Source organism: Thalassotalea litorea, from assembly GCF_005843925.1.
GTDB classification, from domain to species: domain Bacteria; phylum Pseudomonadota; class Gammaproteobacteria; order Enterobacterales; family Alteromonadaceae; genus Thalassotalea_A; species Thalassotalea_A litorea_A.
Map to the genome: position 1 here is coordinate 51,211 of NZ_VCBC01000008.1, position 26,975 is coordinate 78,185.

Below are 26,975 nucleotides of genomic sequence, written 5' to 3' on the forward strand. Positions count from 1 at the left end.
GTAACGCTTGCACACTCTGTTCGTGGTGTTCTGAGTTAGCATGTAGCAGCTTATGGCACTAACCCTGCAACGTGTTGGTCTATTTACGCTTTCTTGATGCCAAAAGCCCGGCAAGACCGGTTAGCAGCAATAATACGTTGGCCGGCTCAGGTACCTCTTTTGGGGGAAAGCTTTCGCTGTCAATCCAAATGGAACCGAGATACAGCTCACCTGAGGTGACCACAAAGGCATAGGTATCGCTGGCCACGGTATATGTGGTTAATGGCATGGCTTCGCTGATCATATTTGTGGTGACATCATCGGCACTGATCATCGAATCGATAATGCCTTCCCCATCATGACCTGCAAACAGCATGGTGAAATCCGCAACAACAATTGGCGTACCGTCAAGGGTAAAGCTAAAGCTTATGCCTTCGCCTTCATTGATATTGTCTTCTGAATTGCGGTTACAGTCATCCAGTGGGCAAATGCCCAACCCTGAGCCGGCATCCAACCAGTGGTCGTCACCAGTATTGGTAGTAAAGGTGACGTTAAAGCCTTCAACCCCACCCAGGTCGGTAAAGGTGAAAACGCCCGGTACCGCACCTTCATCTTTGGGTTTTGTTTCCGTAAAGTCGAGTAGTTTAATCAGTTCGGCGTTAGCGGCCGAGGAAAGGCTAAGTAAAAGTGTGATACCGCTCACTTTTAGCAAGGTTTTTAAAGTGATCATGCTTAAATTCCAAGTTCGTTAAAAGAATTCCTCCTTAAACGGCTACTGCATGTGGTATGTCGATATACGCATTGAGTTCTCAAGCATATTTTAGGCCAAGATATATGACGAGTGTTTTCGTACATAGAAACAAAGGGTTAGATGAAGGGTCGGTTGAGGTTAGGGGGAGGTTGGTAAAAAAGCTGACATGGAAAAAAGTAAATCGATAGATTTACTTTTTTAGGTTTCTGGTCTCAGGTTTCCGGTTTCAGGGGCTTGGTAAGAGGTTTTTGCTAAAGCAACGGTGTCTAAAGGTGTCGAAAGGTGTCTAAGGGTGACTAAAGCAAGAGCGTGGTTTGACACCCGTCCGGAATCTTCGATGTCGGACTGTCACCGTTGTCTAACTTGTCACCTTGGTGTTGTGGTGTTTTGCATCAATAGTGGCTGAGTGCTACTATTGCTGGTGCAATAGGAGAAATATCATGGCAACAGCAAGCATTAGATTAGATCAGGATTTAGTCGATAAAGCCGCTATTATGGCAAAGGCACTAAATCGAACCACACCGAAACAAATTGAGCATTGGGCAAAGATTGGTGAAATCATGGAAGACAATCCTGAGCTTCCATATGAATTTGTTAAGCAAGCGATTATTGCTAAAGCAGAAAAAGAAGCCGGAAAACTTGAGGAATACGACTTTGGCTAAAATATCCAAAGTTTTACAAACCCCAAGTTTTAAAAAAACGACGAAAAAACTTCGGGAGAACCAAAAATCAGATCTAGATAAAGCCATTAGAGCGTTAATTGAAGACCCCTTACTCGGTGAGCAAAAAAAAGGTGACCTTTCGTTTATGCGAGTACATAAATTTAAAATGGTCAAGCAATTAACGCTTTTAGGCTATAGCTATGAAGATGGTTCGGTTGTGCTTGAGTTATTAACAATTGGGACTCATGAAAACTTTTATCGGGATGCAAAGAGATTGTTGTGATTAATTCACGGCTTCATTGTGTCAAAAAAAGCGACGGTGCCGAAAGGTGGTAAGAGCAACGGTGTCGAAAGGTGGTAAGAGCAACGGTGTCGAAAGGTGTCAAGGTGTCTAAAGGTGACTAAGGCAAGAGCGTGGCTTGTCACCTGTCCGGAGTATTTGCTTCCGGACTGTCACCGTTCGAAATTCTATTTTGAATTGTCACCTGACGTAGAGTCGTTTGCTACGTCTGACACCTTCGTTAAGTTTGAGACCCGTCCGGTATCTGTGATTCAGGACTGTTACCGTTCGTAATTCAAGTGCTGCCCCCCGTATATCGACTAGAATCAAAGGTAAAGTTTCAGAAGGAGGAAACGATGAATAAACTGTTGATGGCGATCCTCGCTATTTTGCTGGTATCTTGCTCAAGCACAGAACAAGCCCCAAAAAACGTAACGGTTACCGATCGAAACGTTACGGTAACATTGCTCAACACCGCTGACTTTAGTGATATTGATGCAGGTAATACGATGGTCCAGTCGAAATTTGAGGACAGTGTTGCGAAAAGCCTGGCCGAGGCATTAGCCGATTCGGTTGAAGAGAGAAATGTCACCATTGAACTTAAATTCTCGGATATTGATTTAGCGGGGGAGACGCGATTCAATGCGCAGGAGATTCGAGTTCTGAAGGACTCCTATATTCCGCGTATGGAATTTGAATATGAAATAAAAGATGCGGCCGGTAGTGTTGTCAAAACAGAAACTGCCAACATTAAAGATATGGGCTATTTGTCCCGTACCTTGTTTGGTTTGGAAGCGAATGAATCATTTGGTTATGACCGACGTTTGTTAGTCGAGTACTTTAAAGAAGTGTTTAGCGGTTAACTGCGTTAACGGGTGGATAAAACAAGTCGTTAACGCAGTTAACTGGTGGATAAAACCCTAGTCCTGGCGGGTTTTTGGTGACTACGGCGTGGATGGAAATGTCTTGCTGGAACGACCCTCTCTGTCACTCTCGCGCCCACGCCGTCACCTTCACGCCAACGCCGTCACCTTCATTCACGCCCACGCCGTCACCCTAACGCTCAACCCGTCATCCTCACGAAAGTGGGGATCTGCTTTTGATTTAGATTCCCAGTAGTATCTGGGAATGACGGAAAGGCTGCGCGGGTGGATAAAGCTTTTGCTAAAGCAACGGTGTCTAAAGGTGAGAAAATCAACGGTGTCTAAAGGTGCCTAAAGGTGTCTAAGGGTGTCAAGGTGTCTAAGGCAAGAGCGTGGCTTGTCACCGTTCGAAACTTTATTTCGAATTGTCACCTTGACGTAGCGTGGTTTGCTGCGTCTGTCACCTTTATTGAGATCCTGTCCTGACGGTAAGGTTCTCAATAATGAGCCCCGCTTTGCTGTTACCGTGTTTCTCACCTTTTACTTTTCTTCTGCTACGCTTTATTCAGTTTTAGTGCAGGAGTAAAATTATGAAGCAAATCATCCTTATTAGTTTAACTTTCCTTTTTCTCACCGGGTTTATGACCGAAGAAGAGAATGATCAAGAGCGAGAACGAATTTGGTGTGAAAACGTCAAAGACAACCCTGAAGTGTATGCCAAAGAGCTTGATTCCATGGAATATAAGGTCAAATGCGAAGTTGGTAAGACGGAATGGTGTGCACAAATGGATGCGAAATCTAAAGGTGACTGGTCTTCCCGAGAAGCTGGGGCTTATGCGGAGTATTGTGTGATTGATTGATCGCCATTGCTAATCGTTGATGCGCAATGGCTAGGTTTCCGGTCTCAGATCTCAGAAAATGCATGGAGCAATTTTCTGAGACGTTTTTCGTCGCTAAAAAACAGCGCGGACACTGCCCATTCCGTCATCCTCACCCCTTCCGCTCGCATCCTGTTCTGTCACCCTAACGGTCATTCCGTCATCCTCACGGAAGTGGGGATCTGTTTTTACTTTAGATTCCCAGTAGTGTCTGGGAATGACGGTACAGGTAGTCACCGAGTGCGCTTTCGCTCGCATCTTATTCCGTCATCCTGACCCCTTCAGCCATCCTCTCGCTCCGTCAGTCACCTTCACGCCCAAGCCGTCATCCTCACGGAAGTGGGGATCTGCTTTTACTATAGATTCCCAGTAGTGTCTGGGAATGACGGTACAGGTAGTCACCGAGTGCGCTTTCGCTCGCATGTTATTCCGTCATCCTGACCCCTTCAGCCATCCTCTCGCTCCGTCAGTCACGTTCACGCCCAAGCCGTCATCCTCACGGAAGTGGGGATCTGCTTTTACTTTAAATGCCCAGCAGTGTCTGGGAATGACGGTACAGGTAGTCACCCGAGCAGCTACCTCTAAACCAGAGTCATATATATAAATATAACTCGTGGTCAATTTGCATAACCCATTAATTTAAATTAGGTTTATTAATGTTCGATTAATATATTTCAATAATAATTAAATGAGGTAATTCAATGACGGTATTAAAAAACGCGTTGTTAAATGAAAAGCTATTAACCGCAGAAATTAAAAAGTTAAGCGTGGAAGAGAAAGTTCAGGTTAAAAAAGTATTAACCTCTGTTACCAATAAATTAAAACTGCCTTCGCAGAAATTATTAAGCGCACTTAAAAGTGAAGGGTTTGAATTTTCCGATATCGTAGGTTCAGGAGCAACAAAACCAGTCAAACCTTCAGCCAAACGCGCACCTCGCAAATTAGTGTTAGAAAATCAGAGCTTTGCCATTATCAATGAACAGAAAAAAGAACTGGCCCATGCGGTTGGCCGAGGCGTGACTTCATATAAAGAGAAAGGCTATGAGGTTGTGAAATATGGTGAGCTTTCCTCGGCGTTGCAAAAAGTTGCGAAAGGGATGATCTAGGACGCAGGCCTCAGGATTCAGACGCTTGGCAAGAGGCTTTTGATTTTGCTCTTTCGGAAACCTGAGACCTGCGACCTTTCTTTACGGTGTCTAAGGGTGAAAAAATCAACGGTGTCTAAGGGTGCCGAAAGGTGAAAAAATCAACGGTGTCTAAGGGTGACGAAAGGTGCCTAAGGGTGACTAAGGCAAGAGCGTGGACTGTCACCGTTCGAAATATCATTTCGAATTGTCACCTTGACGCAGCGAGGTTTGCAGCGTCTGACACCTTCGTTAAGCCTGTCACCTGTTCGGAATCTTTGATTTTGGACTGTCACCGTTCGAAATTCTATTTCGAATTGTCACCTTGACGCAGCGAGGTTTGCAGCGTCTGACACCTTCGTTAAGCTTGTCACCTGTCCGGAATCTTTGATTTTGGACTGTCACCGTTCGAAACTTTATTTCGAATTGTCACCTTGACGCAGCGTGTTTTGCAGCGTCTGACACCTTCGTTAAGCTTGTCACCTGTCCGGAATCTTTGATTTTGGACTGTCACCGTTCGAAACTTTATTTCGAATTGTCACCTTGACGCAGCGTGGTTTGCAGCGTCTGACACCTTCGCTAATATTGTAACTTCAGCGCAGCGCTATTTGCTGTGTCTGTCACCATACGCGAACTTCTCCACATCCGCTTTAATCATTCGAATCGCTATTACCTTAGAGCGCTTAGTACGTTACGAAAAATCAAGCATTATTCCCATTATTCCAAAAATATATTCGTTTATTTTTGTAGTATTTCTACGACACTTTTCATATAATCTTTTTCGTTTTAGAGCACGAGCTCAAATTTTGTATTAGCGACAACCCAATAAAAAGAATAGGTCGTTGGTATTAAAAATTTGCCTTTAATCGGATGGTGTTTACCGGATGTTGGGTAGATAGGCGATACTGAGTTGTTTAAAGGGTGTCATTGAACGATTATACGTCCATTGACTGGTAGTACAATGTGCCAAGGATACGAAGGCATATATGACTAAGGAATAGTCGAGATTTTTGTATTGATAGACACAAGTTCTGTCAATCGCACTTGCCAAAATTTCTTTATACCTCTCAATCACTAAATTCGCCATCCTAGAACCTTTTAGAGGGTTTCAGGCGGTGCTTTTTTGCTCTTAAATGAATAATTCAGGGGGATGCGCTAATCCCACCAAAATAACGGTAATTTCGTTCAAGTAATAACGGTTGCCGCGATAATGTCGTTTGAATTTCGTGTGTGAAATTGATCTTTTGATTAATTGTATTCGCATGCAATTTTGAATTTGATGTTCCTGAATGTGGAATGTTTGTATTTCACACACAACCCGTAATAACCGCAAATAAAGCGCTTCGTTTTTCGGGATATTATAAAAATTACGTTGTTTTTGCTTTTGGGAGCCAAACCCATGGGCGGAAGCGTGTCTTGATTAAGCTTTTGAATATGTTCAATATTGAGAATTCAAAAAAGTTAATAATAAAGAAACTGCATGATGAATAAAATTAAAGCACTAACTCTATCTTTCGCAATCGCGGGTTTATCCGCTTGTACCGTTGTACCTGGCGGCCATGTTAATGATATTGATCGCAATGATGCAGAAAACGCATTTGATATCTCAGAAAAAATCAATGCGATGTTGGTTACCCCTGAAGTGATTAACGCGTTAAGAAGTGAAGCTTCAAGTGCCAAAATCAATGGCGACTTAGATGCGCAGGTTAATGACTACAGCTATATTATTGGCCATGGTGATGTGCTCAATATTACTGTATGGGATCACCCTGAACTTACTATCCCTGCTGGGCAATTCCGATCCGCTGGTGAATCCGGTAATGTCGTTCATGCGGATGGGTCAATCTTTTATCCGTATATTGGCAAAGTCAAAGTCGCGGGCCTAAGTGTTACAAAAGTACGTGATTTAGTGACAGAACGTTTAAGTCGCTATATTGAAAAACCACAAATTGATGTATCCGTTGCGGCTTTTCGCTCGCAGCGCACCTTTGTTACCGGCGAAGTCAAACAACCTGCCGTATTACCGATTACAAATGTACCTATGACACTGTTGGATGCACTAAACACCACCGGCGGTTTGGGACCAAATGCAGACTGGCGCTCCGTGGTGTTAACCTCTTCCACGGAAACCGGTAGTAAAGAAGAAATTCTCGACTTATATGCCTTGTATCAAAAAGGCGATATGAGTCAAAACCGTCTGTTATCTCACAACGATATCATTCATGTGCCGCGCAATGACGCATTAAAAGTCTTTGTGATGGGCGACGTTGAACAACCGGTTACGCAACGCATTGACCGCGAAGGTCTGACTTTGGCCGAAGCGCTGAATAATACCGGTGGTATGAACGAAAGTACTGCCGATGCTAGTGGCATCTTCGTTCTTCGCGCCTCGACACAAACTGACAAGTTAGTGGATGTGTACCAACTGGATGCGTCTAATGGCGCCGCACTGATTTTAAGTACCCAGTTTGAATTGCAACCGATGGACATCGTTTATGTAACGTCGGCGCCAATTTCTCGCTGGAATCGCGTGATGTTACAGCTTGTGCCAACGTTTACTGCAATACGTAATTTAAGTGACGGTATCGACCGTTTCCAAGATTAAATAAGAGTTTCTATGTTTAACAATATCTTAATCGTTTGTGTGGGCAATATTTGCCGCAGCCCCAGTGCTGAGCGCATATTGCAACACATGCTTCCTGACAAAAACATCACGTCCGCCGGTCTCGGCGCGCTTGTTGACCATGGCATTGAAGAGAACGCTGCGGCGCTGCTCGATGCCGCAGGTTATGATTCTGCCAATCACAAGGCTCGGCAAATCAGCAATGAGATTGTTTCTAATGCTGATTTGATCCTGGTGATGGAGCAAAGGCATTTGAAAACGATCCGTGAGAAGTATCCCGCTGCATCTGGCAAAACCATGTTATTGGGAAAATGGGTAGGTGATAAGGAAATACCCGATCCATACAAGCGAAGTGAAGAGGTATTTTCACTTGTGTATGAATTAATTGGCGATAGCTGTAAACAATGGGGCGCGAAACTAAGTTAATAACTTTGAATCGAATTTTAATTTATGAATCATTCTACTAAAGAGAAAGCCTCACAAAACACAGAAGCTGGACATATAGTCATTCAAAAACTATTTGGGGTTTTGCTCGATAACAAATGGCAATTGTCGATTATTACGGGTGTCTTTGTGTTAATTGCGTCCATAATTGCAACTCTTCAAGCACCAATTTATAAAGCAAACGTGCTTATTCAAGTGGAAGAAAAGTCGAACGGCATTCCTGGGCTGGATAATATGTCGGAAATGTTTTCTCAAGAAAGCTCTTCTGATACAGAAATTCAAATCCTGAAGTCCAGGTATGTGTTAGGAAAAACCATCGAAGACTTAGGTCTAGATGTAATCGTTGAACCCAACTATTTTCCCATAATTGGAAAGACTTTTAGTCGACGTCACAAAGCAACTAGCATTGCTGCTCCGATCTTCGGGGAAAAATATGCTTGGGGTGGGGAAAGCATAGCTATCGAGTTTTTTGATATTTCAGCTGCGTTTCAGGATGTTGAAATTACATTGATTGCGGGTACTAATGATAAGTTCCAATTGTTTTTAGATGGGCAACATATTGCAGAAGGAACCGTAGGCACCGCTTTAGAAGTTAAAGAATTAGACTTGAACTTGAAAGTAGAGTTGTTGAAAGCACGTGCTCATACTGAGTTTTCGTTGATGAAAAAATCGAAGATGCAGGCTATTCTCGATATCCAGTCCGCAATAAACGTTCAGGAAATGGGCAAAAAAACGGGCATAATTCAACTTACTTTACTTGGCGAGAATAGAAGGGACATTTCAAATATTCTTGATTCGATCAGTCAAAACTATACTTCTCAAAACGTCCGCAGGTTGGCAGCAGAAGCAGAAAACAGTCTTTCTTTCCTTAAGGAACAGTTGCCTGAGGTTTTACGAGATCTAAATCGATCAGAACGCGCCCTGAATGATTTTAAAATGCAGAAGGAGTCTGTCGATTTAAGTCTGGAAACTGAGGCCTTATTAGATAATCTTGTAAACATCGAAAGCAAGATTAATGAAATGTCAATTGCTGAAGCCGATATATCACGACGATTTACCAAAGAGCACCCAAACTATATTTCCTTCAAAAAACAACAATCGGACTTAATCAAAGAAAGAAAAAGGATTTTGGATAAGACCAACTCGTTACCGGACATTCAGCAACAATTGATTGCGCTTATGCGTGACTTTGAGGTTAATCAGGCGATTTATCTTACGTTACAAAACAAGACACAAGAGCTGTCTATCGTCAAAGCTAGTACTGTTGGAAATGTTCGAGTATTAGATCATGCCGCAGTGTTCCCTAAACCTGTAAAACCCAGAAAGCTATTGATGGTAGTACTATCTTTTATTTTCGGTTTTATTGCTGCAGTCGGCTTTGTTTTAGCTCGCAACGCATTTAATCGTGGGGTGACGGATCCTGCTGATTTTGAAGATATAGGTCTAAACGTTTATGCGACTATTCCCCTAAGTGAAAGTCAGGCTAAATTCAATCTGAAACAATCCTTTCAAAAGAAACTAAAATCGAATAAAAATAGAGAAAATAACACTGGGCATCTGGTGGCGAAAGACGCTCCTGAAGACTTGTCCGTAGAGGCTATACGGGGCTTAAGGACAAGCCTTCACTTTGCTATGTTAGAAGCGAAAAATAATATCATTATGATTTCTGGTGCCAGTCCAGGTGTTGGTAAATCTTTCGTGTCGGCTAATTTAGCAGCAGTCCTAGCTCAATCTGGAAAGCGAATCCTTATTGTTGATGCGGATATGAGAAAAGGATACTTGCAAAAGTATTTCGGGTTAAAGTGGGATGCAGGTCTTTCAGATATTCTTTCAACTAAGTGCAGTGTTGCTGATGCAATTAAGCCATCCGAGATTAGCAATCTTGACGTAATAACCCGTGGAGCTATACCGCCCAATGCTGCTGAGCTTTTAATGTCAGAAGAGTTTGAAAAATTTTTAGAAGCAGTTAAATCATCGTACGATTTTGTTCTTATAGATACACCGCCAATTCTAGCTGTAACTGATCCAGCGATAATTGGACGTCATGCTGGCACATCGCTAATGTTGGCCAGGTTTGAGTTAAATCCACTCTCAGAAATTGCAGTAGCACATGAAAGATTTGAGCTCAACGGTGTAGACATCAAAGGAATTATTTTTAACGGTGTAGAGCAAAAAGCTAGTACTTCTCATATTTATGGTAATTACACGTACTCTTATTCAAATGACTGAGTAGGTTAGTTTCTAAAGCGATGCAATTTTCTTTTTTTCGTAAGCTTTTATTGAGTTCAATTGGGGCTTCTGTCATTTCCGTAGGTTCTTCTGGCTTAAATTTTCTGGCTAATATTGCATTAGCCAGATATTTTTCCGAAAACGTTTTTGCTGATTATTCTTATGTTTTTTCGCTATTAGCAGTTGTTTCTTTAATAGCGACCTTGGGGACAAATCAGCTACTTTTATTGAAATTACCAAAACTTGATCAAAAGCATGCAAAGGTTTTAATTGCTAGGGTAAACCATTGCGTCTTCATACTGACAGCAATAACTTTATTGTTCTTATGCTATAACCTGAGCTCTATGGGTTACGATTTTAGGGTGATTGTCGCGATAGCGATTTGCTTCGTTATCATGCCATTTAATCTTGTCCGGCAGGGAGTTTATTTTGCCAACCAAATAGTTGTGTTTCATCAGTTTTGGGACAAGCTATTTCGAGTTGGGGTGTTTATTATATGTCTTTGGATTTTAAAACTCTTTGATGCAACTGACTTAGAGTCGGTGTTAATCGCTTTGACATTGAGTTACTGGATTCCTGTAATAGCATTTTCAATTTTCCACAAAGAAGTTAGAGCATTTCAAGTTGTTAAAAATGAGCGGTTAAATAAATCTGAGTTAGGTTTATCCCTGCGCTTATATGGAGTGGTCATTGCAACCACATTGCTAACAAATCTAGATATATTATTTTTGGGAAATTTCGGTTCAAAATCGGATTTGGCGTTATTCTCTGCAGCTCAAAAAATTGCACTGTTTAGCAGTATATTTTTAATTGCTGTTACCAACGTTGTAACGCCCATATTAGTAAAAGCAGAAGACAAAGGGAATGCGAAGCTTTTATCTTATAGTCATATTTCCTCAGCTCTCGGTTTTATTAGCGTTCTCGTGTTTTTTATCCTCATCTATATATTCGGCGAATATATTTTGAGTTTGTTCGGAAGCTCATACATCAATGCTCAGGCGGCACTAGTGACCCTAGTAACGGGTGCATTAATTAATGCTTTTTTTGGGCAAACCATGACTTTAATGAAAGTAAAAGGTCATTCTAAAGAGTTATTTTATATCGTAGCTGTGAGCTTATTGCTGAAGTGTGTTTTGATTCAGGTTTTTTATCTCCATTTTGGAATAATAGGCGTAGCGTTTTCGTCAGTCATTGCAATCTTGTGCTGGAATGTAGGATGTTGGTTCTTTCTATATAGAAAGTTAAATATTAATTCAGCTGTAGTAGGAATTTTATGAAAATTGGCATAGTTGGTGTCGGAAAGTCACCAAATATAGGTGATCAACTTATCGCAAAAACCTTGGGGAAGTCGATAGAATCGCTTAATCATGATCATCAATTAGAATATTTTGATTTGGATGAAGGCCAGTATGACGTGGATTTTTCACATCCCGTTTCAAATCGCTCATATACGCCAAGTAAAGAAGTACAAAATAAGAGCTATTATCTTCGTTTTTTCAAATTACTCGCATTCGATGCAAAAAACGCTAAAACATATGAGCAACAAATAGAAAATTTTATCCGCGATAAAGATCTGCTGATCATTGGCGGTGGGCATTTACTGATAGATAATTTTGGGTCATTTATTCTTAAAATTAGTCGAGTTACAAAGTTAGCTCAACGGTTTGATATTAAGTTCGCTTTTTGGGGGGTCGGCGTTGGTGATGAATTACACTACTCTTGGAAGTCTCTTGCTGGTAGATATATCCCCAAAAGCACTCGTATTTTTACTCGTGACAGCAAATCAAAAATAAAGATACAAAATCAAGGATATTACAATGTAAACACTATCATTGATCCTGGATTTTTCAGTGACTTGCTAGATCTCAAACAGACTGATATTCAGGCGCCTCAAAAATCATTGACGATATTTATGATGGACCCTTACGAAACTCATCGACATTCTAGTGTGAAGTATAGTCGCGAAGAAATCGCATTATGGTGGTCTGAATTTTTTGAATTAGCTACAAGTCATTACAATGATATTAAAATCGCAAATAACGGCGGTCTTGCAGATTGGTATTTTATTGATAAATATTTAAAACCAAACTTACCTGATAATGTAACCATACTTCCCAGAGCGTTAAGTTATAAGGATTTAGTAGTTTCAGTAAATGACGCAGATACCGTGATTGCGCAAAGACTTCATGCGGTCATTCCTTCTATTGCGCTTAAAAAGAAGTTTTATGCTTTCAAGTGGGACACAAAACTTGAAAATATTCTGACAGACTTAGGTTTGGAAGATTCATTGATTGACTTCACCATGAAGCCAAGTTCTTTATTTGAAATTGTAAAGGATAATGATAATCCTACTCCTACGTATCAGATGTTGGACGAGAAAAAACAGCAATATTTGGACGCGTTGAAAAATTTACTTGGGTCTAAATTATGAACCAGCTAAACGTTCTGCACGTCATTACCAATTTTGCCGCAGGTGGTATTGAAAAGTGGTTAATTGACTTCGAGAATGTTTGCAACAAACATTACTTGGGTAAGTTAAACTGTGAGTTTTTATGTATAGGCGGCTCAACAGATGCTTGGGACCATCAAGTTTCTTCTAAGAAAATATACTCTCCAAATCTGAAAAAAGGACGCCTGGCATTCTTTCTTAAGCTATTCAGTTTTGCTAGAGAAAATAGAAACACCTATTCCGTAATTCATATACATCCGTATAGGTTCTCAGCTTTCATCGCGTTCGTGTTTAAAATCGCAGGCTGCAACAACATTGTTGTTCATGCTCATAATGATAAACGAAACCTTTATCGTAAGTATCCATTGGGCAAACGATTAATTTACAATGCATATGGTCTAGTCGCGAAAGCAATGTTTAGACTATCCGCGACAGTTTGTGTGGCGGCAAGTAAAGATGCTGCCAAAGATCTTTTTGGAACATTGAGCTCATCTAAAACTCAAATAATTTATTGCGGTGTTCAGTTATCAGACCATAGAAGTGAGAGTTCTCGTCATGCGTTGATGGCAGAGCTTAACGTCGCCGAAAATGACCATGTGTTTATTACTGTAGGCTCTTTGACTACGCAAAAAAACCACCTTTTCTTGATCGAAGAGTTTGCCAAAGCAGCTCAAAATAATCATGCGCTTAAATTGCTGGTTATAGGCGAAGGTAGCTTAAGAGTGGCTTTAGAGCGCAAAATCCAACAATTACAAATGAACGAAAAAGTAATTTTATTGGGGAATAGGTTAGATATACAAAGCATTATGCAAAATGTTGCTCACACGTTTGTTTTCCCTTCGTTGTATGAAGGTCTTGGCCTAGCTTTTATTGAGGCTCAATTTTCTGGACTTCCTTCAATTATCTCAAACACTATCCCTTACGAGGCTGATACAGAAACAAGCCTTGTGAATCGGATTGCGCTTGAGCCCAATGTATGGCGAGATCAGATTGTTCTCGCAGAGCGATTGCAAGTAAGCCAAAAAAGAGTCTTGGGAAGTAACCGGAAATTTTCAGTGGAAGAAAGCGTCCGTAATTTTAAAAGTCTCTATGTGTCACTTTAACTTAGCTTTGGCGTACGGATATTAGTTTGTTGTCTGATTTACTTGTAAATAATAAACGATTTTTAATACTGTTTATGTTTTACTGCCTATGCAGTTTTCTGGCAGTGATAAATCCAATTTTGGCTATTTATGTGTTTGTTTGCGCAGGCTTTTTTTTAGCTCTTCCAGAAAAACTCCCGGTTCACGTATTTGTTCTTGCTTTTCCGTTTTTCCTTTTGATGTTGTCATTTAATTTTTTAAATTTTGACCCTATAGGTGGACCCGACGAACAAGCTTTTTATCAAAACTTTAAGCTTTTGAATTTTGGCGTTTTGGTAGAAAACGAGTTAGATAGACTAGATGGACAAATTGGATTTATTAGTTCAAGAAACACATTTGCTGGCTTTTTATCTCTAATTACGGTAATCGACAAATTAGATTTCAGTCCGATAATGATTGTAATAGCTAATACTTTTTTTTGGTTTTTAGCTATTTCAATTTGGATAAAAAGTATAGAGAGCTACTTCATACCAAAAGAGTTGACAATTATCACGCTTGTATTACTAGTAGCACCCTCTTCAGCTCATTGGTTAGGCAATTTTGGGAAGGATGTATTTAGCCTGGCATTGTGCATGATCTGTGCTGCAAAAGTCTTGGATAAAAAGTGGGGTTGGGCAATCATTGTTCTCGCTATAGCTAGCTTAGTGAGGCCTTATGCTGTGGTTATAGTATTCGCTTTAGTCTTACCTTTTATTCTTAATTTTAAGCAAGTTTTAGCGATAACTTTTGGGTCTTTTATAACATTTATATTCGCTCAATATCTGCTTTTCAAAAGTGTCCTTATTGGTGTGGCTAACTCTGTTATAACCTTTGTTTATATATTTATCAGTCCGAATCCAGTCAATGCTTCCAACTGGGATTATTTGAGTCTAAATGATGGTTGGCAGTATTCCCCAATATTATTCACAATTGAAGGCATAGTCTTTGGGGCGGTATTAATACTTTCGGCATTTCAATTTTTATTGAATAGAAATAATTTGAGTGAACTATTTTACAAAGTTTATATTTCAATTATGTTCTTATGCCTTATATTAGTTTTCGTTGGAATGTTAAATCTTCAGAGGTACGGAGAGGCGCAAATGATAGGTTCTCTGGGAGATAATTTTATTCGAAAGAAATTCGTTGCTTTCCCATTTATTGCGATGATAACGGCGATAGCATTTTCAAAAATCCATTTTTATCGCGCTCCAGTAACCGTAAATCATAAATATTAATCAAATAGTGTAACTATCGAAATGAAAGGTTCCAAACTTTTTAATTTATTTAATCCGCTTATTAATTTCACTAGCAGAGTATTCAAATTTTTTCCTAGATTTATCAGGACTTGGTTATACGACCTAAGCTCTATATTTTCAGGCTTTTTAGCTATTACATTGAGATATGCATTAATTAAATCTGCAGCTAAGAAAGTGGGGAAAAACGTATATATTGGAAGAGGCGTTGTTATTAAAAATAGTCAAAACCTTTCTGTTGGGCATAATGTCAGTATTCATGATTCATGCTATTTAGATTCGATAGGGGAAATTAAAATTGGCGACAATGTTTCAATAGCCCACCACTCTTCCATACTAAGCTTCAACCATTCATGGACAGACACTGATAAACCTATAAAGTACAATGAATTAGCTCTGAGTCCGGTTGTTATTAAAGATGATGTTTGGGTAGGTTGCGGTGTAAGGATTATGCCCGGTGTAACCGTTCATTCGAGAAGTATTATAGCCGCAGGATCTGTCGTTACTAGGGATGTTCCCGCCGAAGTTGTTGTCGCTGGGGTACCAGCAAAAATTATAAAAAGATTATAAGTTAGATAATGAAACTCTTGTTTGTACATGATCATCCTTTTTTTCATAGCTCCGACAATCAATACTTTTCTGGAGGAGGATTACCAGCGTCAGTTTGGGATCGATACCTAAAAGTTTTTGATACAATAGACGTGGTTGGTCGCCAAGGTGGGCCGTTGCCAGAAGCAAAAATTAACTACGTCCTATCATCAAGAAAGGGTGTCTCTTTCTTCCCTCAGAAAAATATTTCTGGGCTACGAAGTCGGTATAAAAATATTAGCAACGCAACTCACAATCTTACTGACTTGATCGATAATGCTGATGCGATCATTGTGAGACTTCCCAGTGAATTAGGGTTGTTGGCTGTGAAGCTATGTAAAACAAAACAAAAGCCTTATGCTGTCGAAATGGTAGACTGCCCTTGGGATGGATTATGGAATTATGGTTCTTTTGTAGCCAAGCTCTATGCTCCTCTATTGGCTTGGAGAAACAGACAAGCGGTAAAAACTTCACCTTATACACTTTATGTTACCAAAGAGTTTTTACAAACAAGGTACCCCTCTCCAAAATCGGTATCAGTAAACTGCTCTAATGTAGAAATCTCGGAAATATCTGAAGATGTATTAGCTGCACGCCTGCAAAAAATAAGCTCAAGTAAAAATAAAGTCGTGCTAGGACAGATTGGGAGTCTAAAAGGGCGTTTTAAAGGTGTTCACAGCGTTTTATCCGTATTAAGAAAGGTTAAATCTCAACTGCCGAATTTCGAGTATCGAATCTTAAGCTCAGGCTCGACACCATATTACGAGCAAATGGTCAAAGACTACGGATTGGAAGATGTAGTTTACTTTGATGGCCCTCTACCTTCTGGAAAACCCGTAATGGATTGGTTGGACAGTATCGATATATATTTGCACCCTAGTTTCAAGGAAGGTCTTCCACGAGCATTAATTGAAGCTATGAGCAGAGGTTGCCCAGCTATAGCTTCTAATGTCGCTGGAATTCCCGAATTACTAAACGAAGACATGATGATAAACCCTGGAGACGAAAATCACTTGGAGCTTTTAATAAAAAGATTAGTTGCTAGTGAAACTCTACAGCAAAGACTTGCACAGGAAAACCATAGTAAATCCAAAAAATATCATCATGCTTTACTAGACAAAAAGCGCACTGATTATTTAAAAAGCTTCGCAAGTTTTTCCTCAAAATGTAAGTTTAATCCTTAAATACCCCTAACAAGAACACATGAACAAAAAATTATTATTTTTGGTAAACGTTGATTGGTTTTTCTTGTCTCATCGCTTACCCATTGCACTTAAAGCGTTACAAGAAGGATACGATGTACATCTCGCATGCAATTTCATTGAGCAAAGAGATTATATTGAATCCCTCGGTATCAAAACCCACCAAATATCTTTTTCAAGAAGCGGTAAAGGTTTCGTAGAAGAGATAAAAACTCTCAAAGACATAAATGTATTATTTTCCAAGCTACGTCCCGAAATCGTACATGGAGTTACAATCAAGCCCGTTCTTTATGGAGGAGTAATTGGTCGTTTTAAATCGATACAAGGCTTTGTCGGCGCAATATCCGGCTTAGGATTAGTTTTCGTCGCAAAAGGAATGAAGGCGAAAATATTTAGAACGTTTATCAAAGCCTTATATAAGCTGGCATTTGGGCACGATAACAAAGCGATAATATTTCAAAATGAAGCTGATCGACAGGTTTTGTTAAATGCCGGAGTCTTAAGTGAACAAGATTGCAAAATGATCAGAGGGTCAGGAGCTGATTTGCAAACTTATTCGCCAAAAGAGCTACCTCAGGGAACAACAACATTTATAATGGCCGCGCGTTTGCTCAAAGAAAAAGGTGTGAATGAATTTATCGATGCGGCAAGAGAAGTAAAAAACAAAGGCTTTGACGCTCGATTTTTACTTGTTGGGGACCCTGACTCTGGTAATCCCAATAGTTTTACTCATGAAGATCTAAAGCTATGGGAAAAAGAAGGTTATGTAGAGGTGTTAGGGCATCGTACTGATATTCCTGAGCTATTTTCACAGTCTCATGTCGTAGTTTTACCTTCATTTTATGGTGAGGGATTGCCCAAAGTACTCATCGAAGCTGCGGCTTGTGGGCGGGCGATAATTACCACTGACAACCCAGGGTGTAGTGCGGCAGTAGTGTCTGGAGAAACCGGCATAATTGTTCCTGCTCAGGACGTGGGTTCTTTAGTAGCCGCCATGGAGCAGTTTTTACAATTTCCAACGCAGCTGCAGAGTATGGGGAAAGCGGGGAGAAAATTGGCAGAAGAAGAGTTTGATGTAAATTCTGTCGTTCAACAACATTTAAATATTTATTCAGAATTGATGGCTTAAAAAATGGAAGTTTTATTAACTGGAGCGAGCGGATTTTTAGGTAAACATATTTTAGCCTCAACAGAGTTTACTGATAGCAGTATTAGAGCGGTATACCGGTTCGGTTCGAAAAGTGAAGAACACCTTAATCGATATTTTGTAGATAACATTGATGCCCATACCAATTGGTTACCGGCCCTAAAAAATATTGATTGTGTTATTCATTGTGCTGCTAGGGTGCACGTTATGTCGGATACAAAATCCGATCCTTTGAACGCATATCGTCAGGTCAACACTGAAGGAACGGTTAATCTTGCAGAGCAAGCAATGCGCTGTGGTGTGAAGAGGTTTATTTTTATCAGTACTATTAAGGTAAATGGCGAAGAAACTGGAGTTACCCCGTATAAAGCATCAGATATAGCCAATCCCTCTGATCCTTATGGAATATCAAAATATGAGGCAGAGCAAGCCTTGCTTGAGTTAGCACGACGTTCAACAATGGAAGTTGTTATTATTAGGCCTCCTTTGATTTATGGTCCAGGAGTCAAAGCAAACTTCGCAGCTTTGGCAAAAATTGTGAACAAGGGCTTTCCACTACCTTTTGGCTCGGTGATTAAGAATAAACGCTCAATGGTTGGAATTACTAACCTGGTTAGTTTGATAAAAGAGTGCACAACAAATAAAAAGGCCGCCAACCAAGTATTTTTAGTGTCTGACGAAGTCGACCTGTCGACTGCCGATTTTGTAACAAACATCGCTAGAGCACTAGAGAAGAAAACTAGGCTTTTTCCTGTACCTCCATGGCTATTTAAATTGTTGGGGGTAATTACGGGAAAAGGGCAGGTCGTTAGTCGTATTTGCGGTTCATTGCAGGTAGACATAGAACATACGAAACAAACTTTGGATTGGAAGCCAGTTCAATCCGTCGAAGAAGGCTTTAAAGAAGCTTTATCAAAATTTAAATAAGACGTTATCATGACTCAATTTTTACTACGTATACTAGATATTTTATTAGCAGCGATCGGCTTAGTTGTAACCTCTCCAATACTTTTTGTTTTGATGATTATCGGTTTTCTTGATACTGGATCTCCATTGTTTAGGCAGGAACGTGTAGGGAAAAATCAGATCCCATTCATTTTGGTTAAATTTAGGACAATGAATGTTGATACCGCAAGCGTGGCTTCACACCTTGCAAGTAGCTCCTCTATCACTAAATTTGGACACTTTTTGAGACGAACCAAACTGGATGAATTACCACAGCTTTGGAATGTGTTGAAAGGAGAAATGAGCTTAGTAGGACCTCGGCCTAGTTTGTTTAATCAACAAGAACTAGTGAATGAAAGATCCAAACTTGGTGTTTTGACTTTTAGGCCCGGAATTACAGGACTTGCTCAAGTGAATGAAATTGATATGTCCACACCATATTTACTCGCGGAAACTGATAAGAAAATGTTAGATGGGATGTCAGTTATTGCATATTTCAAATATATCTTTATGACTGTAGCGGGCAAAGGGAGTGGCGACAGAGTCGGGTAATGGTAAATTGCGCTGTTCTGGTCGAAGAAAGAAAAGAAGTATGAATAAAATCATAAAGTTATCCCGATCTAGTAAACGATTGATTAGTGTGTTTACAGATTGCATATTTATTTTTGTTGCGTTTTGGAGCAGCTTGTTCCTGACCACTAGTTCAGGCCAGTCTCAGGACTGGAGAGAACTGTCAATATTGTTAGTTTGCACTGCGCCGATAGTTTTATTCATTAATGTCAAGTTGGGCTTGTATCGGGCCATTATTCGATATTTAGGATCTAAGGCAATTATCGCTGTTGCATTGAGTGTGGCTAGCGCTTCTACAGTATTGGCTCTGAACACAATCGTACTTGCAATTGAAATACCCAAATCGATGGTGTTTGTCTTTATGAATTTACTTTTCCTAACCATAGGAGGAAGTAGATTTTTACTTCGCTTTATAATGTTCGAGCGAAAGAAAAAACACAAAATAAATGTTCTTATTTATGGGGCGGGCGCAACAGGTCGGGAGTTACTTACAGCTTTACAGAAAGGCGATCAATATAACCCTGTCGGGCTCATAGATGATAATTTGAGCAGTTATCAGATCAATAACGTTAAAGTCTACTCATCTTCAGCTTTGCCGTTTATTGTGCAAAAACGAAAGGTGGAAATGGTACTGTTAGCCGTTCCGGCTATGAAGAAAAGCCGACGAGCAGAAATAATCTCACAATTAGAAAAACTTTATGTCGAAGTGAAAAGTGTTCCTCGCATGAAAGATATCGTAATTGGCAAAGCCCGAATCGATGAATTAAGAGATGTTACTGTTAATGAGCTATTGGGTAGAGATACGGTTCCGCCAAACCCTGATTTAATGCACGCTGATATCAAAGATAAAGTTGTAATGGTAACGGGCGCCGGAGGTTCTATTGGCTCTGAACTTTGTCGTCAAATTATGAAGCAGCAACCAAAGTCACTGATTTTGTTTGAAGTCAGTGAGTTTAATCTTTATTCAATTTACGAAGAATTATCAAAATCACCCAAAGTCTTGGCACAAGATATAAAAATTCATGCAATCTTGGGACAAGTGCAAAATAAACAAAGAGTTTATTCTGTATTAAAAGCATTCAAAGTCGAAACGATTTACCATGCTGCTGCGTATAAACATGTTCCAATTGTTGAAAATAACGTAATTGAAGGGATCACCAATAATATTTTTGGGACATTGCATTGTGCTCAAGCTGCGATAGAGGCAAAGGTATCGACTTTTGTATTGATATCTACGGACAAAGCTGTTCGCCCCACCAATACCATGGGAACAACAAAAAGAATGGCTGAATTGGTATTGCAAGCTTTGGCCGAAAAGTACCAAACCAATGAAAAGTCAACTAGGTTTTGCATGGTTAGGTTTGGCAACGTTTTAGGCTCTTCTGGTTCTGTTGTGCCTCTGTTCAAAAAGCAAATTAAGAGCGGAGGGCCTATCACACTAACCCATAAACAAATTACCCGATATTTTATGACCATACCTGAGGCTGCTCAATTAGTTATTCAGGCGGGATCGCTGGGAATGGGAGGTGACGTTTTTGTTCTTGATATGGGTAAATCAGTCAAAATATTTGATCTGGCCTATAAGATGATCCATTTGTCAGGGCTTCATTTAAAGCATGAAGGTAATCCTGACGGAGATATCGAAATTGTTGAAACGGGTTTGAGACCTGGAGAGAAGCTTTATGAAGAGCTTTTGATTGGCGATGACGTTATTCCAACTGGCAACGATCGAATTATGTCAGCGAATGAAGCTTTCTTACCTTGGGAAGAGTTAAGTGAAGTATTGATAGAGCTCCAATTAGCTTGTGACAATTTTGATCAGGAAAGGGTTAGGCAAATACTCCTAACAGCTCCCACAGGTTTTAAGCCAGTTGATGATATATGTGACTTGGTTTATCTCAATAACTCTAAGAATAAATACCTTGAAATCGCGGAATAATAAACCTTTATGAAACGTTCCTTCAAAGCTATAAGTGCCGTTTTTGCTGTTTTCAGCCTATCTATTTGTCATTTTGCGTCAGCCTTCGATGGAGAATTTCGGGCTCCATGGGTCGATACGGATGATCTCGGTTTGAGAACTGGTATACAAAGGTTAAATGATTCCGGGATAATTAATATTCCTGTAACTACTTATCCATTGTTATGGCAGGATATCGATCGCGCAATGGAAAGCATAAACGAAAGCGATATCACTGGGGCCGACCGTTTAGCTTTTGAGTATATTAATGCTAAGAAGAAGTTAGCCAAGGAGCAAGTTGGCTATGTGCAAATATTTACACAAAGTGACAACAGAAGATTTTCCTCGTTTGGTGAATCATTCAGAGATACAAGCTTTATTAAGTCTTCTCTTAATTGGTCCAATAGTTACGTTGCAGTAAACGTCTCTCCAAGCGTCCATTTTGAAGACGATGGTGATATCCTTCATCTCGATGATAGTTATATATCAGGGTTTTTAGGTAATTGGGTTTTTACATTAGGTAAACAGAATAAATGGTTTGGACCTGGGTGGGATACTAGTTTAGCGCCAACGAACAATGCGCGCCCTATTCCAACCGTCTCCTTAACCCGTAAAACTTCAATTCCCCTAAAAGTACCTTTTACTGAATCCTACGGTATCCCTTGGAGCTTGACCACGGGCATAGGTCTTCTTGAGGAAGATAGGCACATTCCTGACGCATTAATATGGACGTTTAGGTTTAATTTTAAACTAACGCAAAGCTTTGAATTAGGAGTTACCAGACTAATTCAATGGGGGGGGGAAGGCAGACCTCAAGACATTCATACTTTTTGGGAAGCTCTGAAAGGGAATGATAACTGTGGAGCCATTGGACCAAGTAAAGATGAATGTTTGAACGGTAAAGAGCCTGGCAATCAGATGGCAGGGTATGATTTACGCTATAACCTTCACTCTACGTTTTCCATCCCATTTTCTTTGTACATGCAGATGATTGCCGAGGATGGAGATAGTAAAGGCGGGCTCAGTATCTTTGGAGAAGAACAATATCAGTACGGGGTTGATTTGGCCCTTACCTTTGATGAAAGGCCGTTAAATTTATTTCTAGAATATACGGATACTTTTGCTGATTGTACTGATGGTTCAAATGTGGGTGATGGAAGTGGGATTGGTTTTGGCGATTGTTATTATGAACACTCTACCTATCAAACCGGTATGCGTTACAAGAGAAGAACGATCGGCAGCATCTATGAGAATGATGCAAAAACCTGGGTGCTAGGAGGCGTCTGGACTCCAGATAATAAGTCGAATTTGAGTGTAAAGCTAAAAAAATTGAAATTAAATTCGGATAATAGTGATAGGTACCCTGACAATTTAAACTTGGGTAATACATTGACTAAAAACAAGCAAGATTTATGGATATTCTCTATGAGCTATCACTCTAGGTGGAGACATTTTGAATACCAGTTCGGCGGTAATTTCAATCGCCTTGAAGAGGTTGTCGCTAATGAGAAACAAGATGCTCTTGGGATTCAGTTTTACTTTAGTGGTAAATATTTGTTTTAAAGAAAATAAGAATATTGGATAATTAAATGAAAATAGCTATAGCTGGGACTGGATACGTTGGACTGTCCAATGCAATGTTGTTAGCACAAAATAATGAAGTAGTCGCTGTAGACATTGTAGAAAGTAAAATCGAACTTTTAAATAAGAAAATATCGCCTATCCAAGATGCAGAAATCGAAGACTTTTTAAAAAATAAGGCGTTAGATTTTAAAGCAACTACCGATAAAGTATCTGCATACGAGAGCGCAGACTATGTTGTTATAGCGACTCCCACCGACTATGACCCTGCCACTAACTACTTCAACACATCTACTGTAGAAACGGTTATTAAGGATGTCGTCAATATCAACCCAAATGCGGTAATGGTTATCAAGTCTACCGTCCCGGTTGGCTATACGAGTCGAATTAAAAAACAGCTTGGATGCGAAAACATTATATTCTCCCCTGAATTTTTAAGGGAAGGCAAAGCTCTTTATGATAATTTACATCCATCGAGAATTATTGTCGGTGAACAAAGCGAACGAGCACAAGTTTTTGCAAACTTGCTCAGTGAAGGCGCTGTAAAACAAGATATTCCAACTTTATTTGTTGATTCTACTGAAGCTGAGGCGGTAAAGCTTTTCTCGAACACCTATCTTGCAATGCGTGTTGCATATTTTAATGAATTAGATTCTTATGCTGAAGCGCATGATATGGATACCAGACACATAATTGAAGGTGTAAGCCTTGACCCTAGAATAGGAAGCCATTACAACAATCCTTCGTTTGGCTATGGCGGGTACTGCCTACCCAAAGACACTAAACAGTTACTGGCAAACTATAAAGATGTCCCGAACAACATGATTCAGGCGATTGTAGATGCCAATACAACTCGTAAAGACTTTGTTGCCGACTCTATTATATCGAGAAGCCCAAAGGTTGTCGGTGTTTATCGACTGATTATGAAGTCGGGATCTGATAACTTTAGAGCATCTTCAATTCAGGGGATTATGAAACGTATTAAGGCAAAAGGAATTGAAGTAATTATTTATGAACCAGTCCTTTCAGAACCCGAGTTCTTTAATTCTAGGGTAGAGACTGATTTGAATGCTTTTAAGAAACAATCAGATGTCATCGTTTCAAACCGCATGGCAGAAGAGTTATTTGACGTTGCAGATAAAGTATATACTCGCGACTTGTTTGGTTCTGATTAAAGTTTCCCCCCGATTATTCAACTATTAACCTAAGAAAATATATGAAGTATTTAGTTACCGGCGCCGCTGGGTTTATTGGTCATTTTGTAGCCCAGAGATTATGCGAGAAAGGTCATTTCGTTGTGGGCCTTGATAATTTAAACGATTATTACGATGTTAGTTTAAAACATGCTCGACTGAGTAATTTGAAAAACTTTACTGACAGTGGTCAATTTACATTTTGCGAAATGAGTTTAGAAAATAGAGAAGGTGTTGCTGAACTATTCGCTAATGAAAAATTTGACCGTGTCATTCATTTGGCAGCGCAAGCTGGCGTTAGATACTCAATTGACAACCCCATGGCCTATGCAGACTCAAACTTGATTGGCCATCTAACGATATTGGAAGGATGTCGACATAATAAAGTGGAGCATTTGGTCTATGCATCTTCAAGTTCTGTCTATGGTCTTAACAATAATGTTCCTTTTTCAACGTCCGATAGCGTGGATCATCCTGTATCTTTATATGCAGCCACTAAAAAATCGAATGAGTTAATGTCCCATACTTATTCACACCTTTATGATTTACCGACGACAGGGTTAAGGTTTTTTACAGTATATGGCCCTTGGGGACGTCCAGATATGGCACTATTCAAATTTACTAAGAAAATCTTGAATGGTGAATCGATTGACGTTTATAACCATGGAGATATGCGGCGTGACTTTACTTATATCGATGATATTGTTGAAGGCATCCTTCGTGTGCAGGATATAATTCCAAGTCGTTCCAATGAATGGAAAGTAGAGACTGGTTCCGCAGCTATGAGTTCTGCGCCATATAAAGTATTTAATATTGGCAATGGAAACCCTGTGAAACTTACCGAATTTATCGCTTCTCTAGAGTCATCATTAGGTGTTCAGGCTAAGAAAAACCTGTTACCAATGCAACCAGGTGATGTCTACCAAACCTATGCTGAGGTTGAAGATTTATTCAAGGCAACGGATTTTCGCCCTCAGATTAGTGTTAGTGACGGTGTTGAAAAGTTCGTAGAATGGTACAAGAAATTTTATAAAGTCAGATAAAATTCTGTTTTTTAGATTTTCTTATAATCAGTTACTAAAACCGAGCTTGCGCTCGGTTTTTTCGTTTATCGTCTAACGTTGAATGGTTCAGAGCTAAAATAAAAAATATCTTTAAAGCTAGAAAAACGATAAACATTGCTTTAAGGTTCAACTATACATTTACAAAATTACTTTAATGCTCATGCATAGGGTTCACCGCTATCACAAGCATTAATGGTTCCTTTGTTACAAACTATAACAAGAGCAATCGTGCTATGAAAAAACTGTCAAAATTATTTGCTGTAATTCTTGCAGCTGCCTTTTCCTTTATTCCTTCGTTAAGCGCTTTTGCGGAAGATGGACCGCAGGTTCGCGTGGCTAGTGATTTTATTAATATTCATTTGGGTCCGGCTGTAGAAACACCGGTGTTTTATGTTGCAGAGAAAGATGAGTGGATGGTATTGAAAAATCGCCGTACCGGCTGGTTTAAAGTTCAGACCGAAAACGGGGTTGAAGGCTGGATTTCTGAGAATGAATTGGTATTTACCTTAGATGGAGAGGGTAACCCGGTTACTTACAACCCGTCACTGGTGAAAAACTTTATTACCAATATTTCAAAATAACTACTTATAATTAATAGAGATTTTGCAAGCCCCCGCTTGTTGCAATAGCAAATATTGTTGTATAGTTGTGAATAGAAGACGAATGCATTCGATTGATTCGTCTTTTCTCGTATAAAAACGCTTTACTAAAAACATGAATAACAGGAGCAAAACTCAGTGGATACTTTTAAAAGTAAACTTATCCAGCTAACCTTGGCGACCGCTTTAACAGCTGCGGCTATGTCATCCGCAAATGCAGAAGAGGATGTAGAACAAACCGTCATTGATCCTGTCATTGGCCAACCTACCATTGAAATGCATTCAAAAGATTTTGAAGTCACGGGCTTTCTTGGTCTTGCGGGTGTAGATCAAGTAACGACCAATGGCATGTTTGGTGCTCGTTTTGCTTTTCATATAACGGAAAATGTTTTCGCCGAAGCCTCATACAGTGTGACTGGACATGCAAGTAGCGTTACCTATTACGATGCAGTGATGGGGTATCAATTCCCAGGGCAATTATTTTTAAGCCAGAACTATCGCTATAACACTGCCACTTATGTGGTGTTTGGTGCCGGAAAATCGGATTTTGAAAAACGTGGATCTTTAAACACGATTGTGGGTGGCGGCGGCTACCGCGTGATGATTACTGATGACTTTAATGTAAAATTTGACCTCCGCGGCCATTTACACCATGAGATAAAAGCTAATCCTGATCAGTGGGCCATTGATTTTGAAGCAACTGTCGGCATAGGCTATTATTTCTAAAAAAAGCGTCTGTTTTTTTTAGATTTCTAAACAACTGTAAGCTGTTGTAACAAATGGAAATGCATTAACCGCTCTAGACAATCAGGAGATTTTGGTTAAAAGCACGGTTGTTTTAAATGGGGTTATAGTGGTAGGTTAGGGCTTAGCGCTATAATTAGAAATAAACCGTTTAATTCGTGAACAGGTTAACCAATGAAATACAATAATAAAAAAATGGCGATGCTATTGTTCCTGGTGACATTGCCTTTTTTCGCCTCCTTTAATGCATTTTCACAAACGGAAAATGCACCGCAAAATACCAACAGTCCTCTCGAGACTTTGAAACCGGAAATTGTGGATCTCAGCAAAGAGTTACGCTTACTGGAAGAGAAATTGCTCTATCCGGATGTGGAACAAATTTCTATCTACCTTTCTTTTAATACCCGAGAACAGTTCGTTATCGATAACTTAAAAATTAAGCTTGATGGTGAAGTGATTTCTTCTGGAAAATATGAATCAAGACAAATAAATGCGTTAAATAAGGGCGGTGTTCAACGGGTATTTTTAGGGAATATTACACCGGGTGATCATACCTTAGTGGCTTTCTTTACTGGGGTTGATGGCTATAATAAACCCTATAAGCGTGCCGCAAGCCTGGATTTCAACAAAGGTAGTACTGCGAAAGCGATTGAGTTAAACGTCACGTATTCAACTCAGTCCTTACAGCCGATCTTTGAAGTTGTTGAAAGATAACATTCGTTTATGAGC

The 26,975-nt window shown here is 39.8% G+C and carries 25 protein-coding genes; 24 read left to right on the top strand and 1 reads right to left on the bottom strand.

Annotated elements, in window-relative coordinates; all coding sequences use genetic code 11:
- Positions 1–79: 79 nt before the first annotated feature.
- The gene (locus FE810_RS09160; RefSeq protein ID WP_138319755.1) at positions 80–709 is read right to left on the bottom strand and encodes a PEP-CTERM sorting domain-containing protein; all 630 of its coding nucleotides are present in this window, start codon (positions 707–709) and stop codon (positions 80–82) included.
- 461 nt (positions 710–1,170) lie between these two features.
- On the opposite strand from FE810_RS09160, the gene FE810_RS09165 reads away from it, so the two are divergent.
- From FE810_RS09165 to FE810_RS09280, 24 genes are all read left to right on the top strand, one after another.
- Positions 1,171–1,392, top strand: a complete 222-nt coding sequence (locus tag FE810_RS09165) for a TA system antitoxin ParD family protein (protein ID WP_138319756.1) — start codon at positions 1,171–1,173, stop codon at positions 1,390–1,392.
- Positions 1,385–1,675 carry a type II toxin-antitoxin system RelE/ParE family toxin gene (locus FE810_RS09170; protein WP_138319757.1) on the top strand — a complete coding sequence of 97 codons (291 nt, stop codon included), beginning with the start codon at positions 1,385–1,387 and terminating at the stop codon, positions 1,673–1,675. Before FE810_RS09165 ends, FE810_RS09170 begins: the two co-directional genes overlap by 8 nt.
- A gap of 353 nt (positions 1,676–2,028) precedes the next feature.
- Complete coding sequence (locus tag FE810_RS09175) at positions 2,029–2,535, top strand: DUF3016 domain-containing protein (RefSeq protein WP_138319758.1); 507 nt, start codon at positions 2,029–2,031, stop codon at positions 2,533–2,535.
- A gap of 590 nt (positions 2,536–3,125) precedes the next feature.
- Positions 3,126–3,395 (top strand): DUF3012 domain-containing protein, encoded by a 270-nt coding sequence (locus FE810_RS17220; RefSeq protein ID WP_138319759.1) that lies wholly within the window; start codon positions 3,126–3,128, stop codon positions 3,393–3,395.
- Positions 3,396–4,114: 719 nt separating this feature from the next.
- Positions 4,115–4,519, top strand: a complete 405-nt coding sequence (locus FE810_RS09185; protein ID WP_138319760.1) for a hypothetical protein — start codon at positions 4,115–4,117, stop codon at positions 4,517–4,519.
- A 1,498-nt stretch (positions 4,520–6,017) separates the two neighbouring features.
- Positions 6,018–7,142 carry a polysaccharide export protein gene (locus FE810_RS09190; RefSeq protein ID WP_306416900.1) on the top strand — a complete coding sequence of 375 codons (1,125 nt, stop codon included), beginning with the start codon at positions 6,018–6,020 and terminating at the stop codon, positions 7,140–7,142.
- Positions 7,143–7,154: 12 nt separating this feature from the next.
- On the top strand, positions 7,155–7,586 hold the full coding sequence (locus FE810_RS09195; RefSeq protein ID WP_138319761.1) for a low molecular weight protein-tyrosine-phosphatase: 432 nt from the start codon (positions 7,155–7,157) through the stop codon (positions 7,584–7,586).
- A 24-nt stretch (positions 7,587–7,610) separates the two neighbouring features.
- Positions 7,611–9,833 carry a polysaccharide biosynthesis tyrosine autokinase gene (locus FE810_RS09200; protein WP_138319762.1) on the top strand — a complete coding sequence of 741 codons (2,223 nt, stop codon included), beginning with the start codon at positions 7,611–7,613 and terminating at the stop codon, positions 9,831–9,833.
- Positions 9,834–9,853: 20 nt separating this feature from the next.
- Positions 9,854–11,110, top strand: coding sequence for an oligosaccharide flippase family protein (locus FE810_RS09205; RefSeq protein WP_138319763.1), 1,257 nt, complete (start codon positions 9,854–9,856; stop codon positions 11,108–11,110).
- Positions 11,107–12,264, top strand: coding sequence for a polysaccharide pyruvyl transferase family protein (locus FE810_RS09210; RefSeq protein WP_138319764.1), 1,158 nt, complete (start codon positions 11,107–11,109; stop codon positions 12,262–12,264). The genes FE810_RS09205 and FE810_RS09210 overlap by 4 nt, the downstream gene beginning before the upstream one ends.
- Entirely contained in the window at positions 12,261–13,385 is a 1,125-nt protein-coding gene (locus FE810_RS09215) for a glycosyltransferase (protein ID WP_138319765.1), read from the top strand. The genes FE810_RS09210 and FE810_RS09215 overlap by 4 nt, the downstream gene beginning before the upstream one ends.
- A gap of 29 nt (positions 13,386–13,414) precedes the next feature.
- Positions 13,415–14,638 (top strand): hypothetical protein, encoded by a 1,224-nt coding sequence (locus FE810_RS09220; RefSeq protein WP_138319766.1) that lies wholly within the window; start codon positions 13,415–13,417, stop codon positions 14,636–14,638.
- Positions 14,639–14,659: 21 nt separating this feature from the next.
- Positions 14,660–15,226, top strand: a complete 567-nt coding sequence (locus tag FE810_RS17225; RefSeq protein WP_138319767.1) for an acyltransferase — start codon at positions 14,660–14,662, stop codon at positions 15,224–15,226.
- A gap of 8 nt (positions 15,227–15,234) precedes the next feature.
- A complete protein-coding gene (locus FE810_RS09230; protein ID WP_138319768.1) occupies positions 15,235–16,428 on the top strand; it encodes a glycosyltransferase in 1,194 nt (397 codons plus the stop codon).
- A gap of 19 nt (positions 16,429–16,447) precedes the next feature.
- Positions 16,448–17,575 (top strand): glycosyltransferase family 4 protein, encoded by a 1,128-nt coding sequence (locus tag FE810_RS09235; protein ID WP_138319769.1) that lies wholly within the window; start codon positions 16,448–16,450, stop codon positions 17,573–17,575.
- A 3-nt stretch (positions 17,576–17,578) separates the two neighbouring features.
- Positions 17,579–18,520 (top strand): UDP-glucose 4-epimerase family protein, encoded by a 942-nt coding sequence (locus FE810_RS09240; RefSeq protein ID WP_138319770.1) that lies wholly within the window; start codon positions 17,579–17,581, stop codon positions 18,518–18,520.
- Positions 18,521–18,529: 9 nt separating this feature from the next.
- Positions 18,530–19,090, top strand: a complete 561-nt coding sequence (locus FE810_RS09245; protein ID WP_138319771.1) for a sugar transferase — start codon at positions 18,530–18,532, stop codon at positions 19,088–19,090.
- Between the two features lie 40 nt (positions 19,091–19,130).
- On the top strand, positions 19,131–21,047 hold the full coding sequence (locus FE810_RS09250) for a polysaccharide biosynthesis protein (protein ID WP_138319772.1): 1,917 nt from the start codon (positions 19,131–19,133) through the stop codon (positions 21,045–21,047).
- A gap of 9 nt (positions 21,048–21,056) precedes the next feature.
- A complete protein-coding gene (locus tag FE810_RS09255) occupies positions 21,057–22,628 on the top strand; it encodes a capsule assembly Wzi family protein (RefSeq protein WP_138319773.1) in 1,572 nt (523 codons plus the stop codon).
- Positions 22,629–22,654: 26 nt separating this feature from the next.
- A complete protein-coding gene (locus FE810_RS09260; protein ID WP_138319774.1) occupies positions 22,655–23,821 on the top strand; it encodes a nucleotide sugar dehydrogenase in 1,167 nt (388 codons plus the stop codon).
- A 41-nt stretch (positions 23,822–23,862) separates the two neighbouring features.
- A complete protein-coding gene (locus FE810_RS09265; protein ID WP_138319775.1) occupies positions 23,863–24,882 on the top strand; it encodes an NAD-dependent epimerase in 1,020 nt (339 codons plus the stop codon).
- A 254-nt stretch (positions 24,883–25,136) separates the two neighbouring features.
- Positions 25,137–25,484 (top strand): SH3 domain-containing protein, encoded by a 348-nt coding sequence (locus FE810_RS09270; protein WP_138319776.1) that lies wholly within the window; start codon positions 25,137–25,139, stop codon positions 25,482–25,484.
- Positions 25,485–25,640: 156 nt separating this feature from the next.
- Positions 25,641–26,228: an outer membrane beta-barrel domain-containing protein gene (locus tag FE810_RS09275; protein ID WP_138319777.1), complete on the top strand. Its 588-nt coding sequence runs from the start codon at positions 25,641–25,643 to the stop codon at positions 26,226–26,228.
- Between the two features lie 192 nt (positions 26,229–26,420).
- A complete protein-coding gene (locus FE810_RS09280; RefSeq protein ID WP_138319778.1) occupies positions 26,421–26,960 on the top strand; it encodes an AraC family transcriptional regulator in 540 nt (179 codons plus the stop codon).
- The last annotated feature ends 15 nt before the right edge of the window (positions 26,961–26,975 follow it).

Excerpts from the sequence above, each read along its gene's own strand:
- FE810_RS17220 (WP_138319759.1), top strand. The coding sequence starts at position 3,126 with ATGAAGCAAATCATCCTTATTAGTTTAACTTTCCTTTTTCTCACCGGG.
- FE810_RS09210 (WP_138319764.1), top strand. The coding sequence starts at position 11,107 with ATGAAAATTGGCATAGTTGGTGTCGGAAAGTCACCAAATATAGGTGAT.
- FE810_RS09265 (WP_138319775.1), top strand. The coding sequence starts at position 23,863 with ATGAAGTATTTAGTTACCGGCGCCGCTGGGTTTATTGGTCATTTTGTA.
- FE810_RS09215 (WP_138319765.1), top strand. The coding sequence starts at position 12,261 with ATGAACCAGCTAAACGTTCTGCACGTCATTACCAATTTTGCCGCAGGT.
- FE810_RS09230 (WP_138319768.1), top strand. The coding sequence starts at position 15,235 with ATGAAACTCTTGTTTGTACATGATCATCCTTTTTTTCATAGCTCCGAC.
- FE810_RS09255 (WP_138319773.1), top strand. The coding sequence starts at position 21,057 with ATGAAACGTTCCTTCAAAGCTATAAGTGCCGTTTTTGCTGTTTTCAGC.
- FE810_RS09175 (WP_138319758.1), top strand. The coding sequence starts at position 2,029 with ATGAATAAACTGTTGATGGCGATCCTCGCTATTTTGCTGGTATCTTGC.
- FE810_RS09245 (WP_138319771.1), top strand. The coding sequence starts at position 18,530 with ATGACTCAATTTTTACTACGTATACTAGATATTTTATTAGCAGCGATC.
- FE810_RS09160 (WP_138319755.1), bottom strand. The coding sequence starts at position 709 with ATGATCACTTTAAAAACCTTGCTAAAAGTGAGCGGTATCACACTTTTA.
- FE810_RS09200 (WP_138319762.1), top strand. The coding sequence starts at position 7,611 with ATGAATCATTCTACTAAAGAGAAAGCCTCACAAAACACAGAAGCTGGA.
- FE810_RS09260 (WP_138319774.1), top strand. The coding sequence starts at position 22,655 with ATGAAAATAGCTATAGCTGGGACTGGATACGTTGGACTGTCCAATGCA.
- FE810_RS09240 (WP_138319770.1), top strand. The coding sequence starts at position 17,579 with ATGGAAGTTTTATTAACTGGAGCGAGCGGATTTTTAGGTAAACATATT.
- FE810_RS17225 (WP_138319767.1), top strand. The coding sequence starts at position 14,660 with ATGAAAGGTTCCAAACTTTTTAATTTATTTAATCCGCTTATTAATTTC.
- FE810_RS09280 (WP_138319778.1), top strand. The coding sequence starts at position 26,421 with ATGAAATACAATAATAAAAAAATGGCGATGCTATTGTTCCTGGTGACA.
- FE810_RS09195 (WP_138319761.1), top strand. The coding sequence starts at position 7,155 with ATGTTTAACAATATCTTAATCGTTTGTGTGGGCAATATTTGCCGCAGC.
- FE810_RS09190 (WP_306416900.1), top strand. The coding sequence starts at position 6,018 with ATGATGAATAAAATTAAAGCACTAACTCTATCTTTCGCAATCGCGGGT.
- FE810_RS09250 (WP_138319772.1), top strand. The coding sequence starts at position 19,131 with ATGAATAAAATCATAAAGTTATCCCGATCTAGTAAACGATTGATTAGT.
- FE810_RS09270 (WP_138319776.1), top strand. The coding sequence starts at position 25,137 with ATGAAAAAACTGTCAAAATTATTTGCTGTAATTCTTGCAGCTGCCTTT.
- FE810_RS09235 (WP_138319769.1), top strand. The coding sequence starts at position 16,448 with ATGAACAAAAAATTATTATTTTTGGTAAACGTTGATTGGTTTTTCTTG.
- FE810_RS09205 (WP_138319763.1), top strand. The coding sequence starts at position 9,854 with ATGCAATTTTCTTTTTTTCGTAAGCTTTTATTGAGTTCAATTGGGGCT.
- FE810_RS09165 (WP_138319756.1), top strand. The coding sequence starts at position 1,171 with ATGGCAACAGCAAGCATTAGATTAGATCAGGATTTAGTCGATAAAGCC.
- FE810_RS09185 (WP_138319760.1), top strand. The coding sequence starts at position 4,115 with ATGACGGTATTAAAAAACGCGTTGTTAAATGAAAAGCTATTAACCGCA.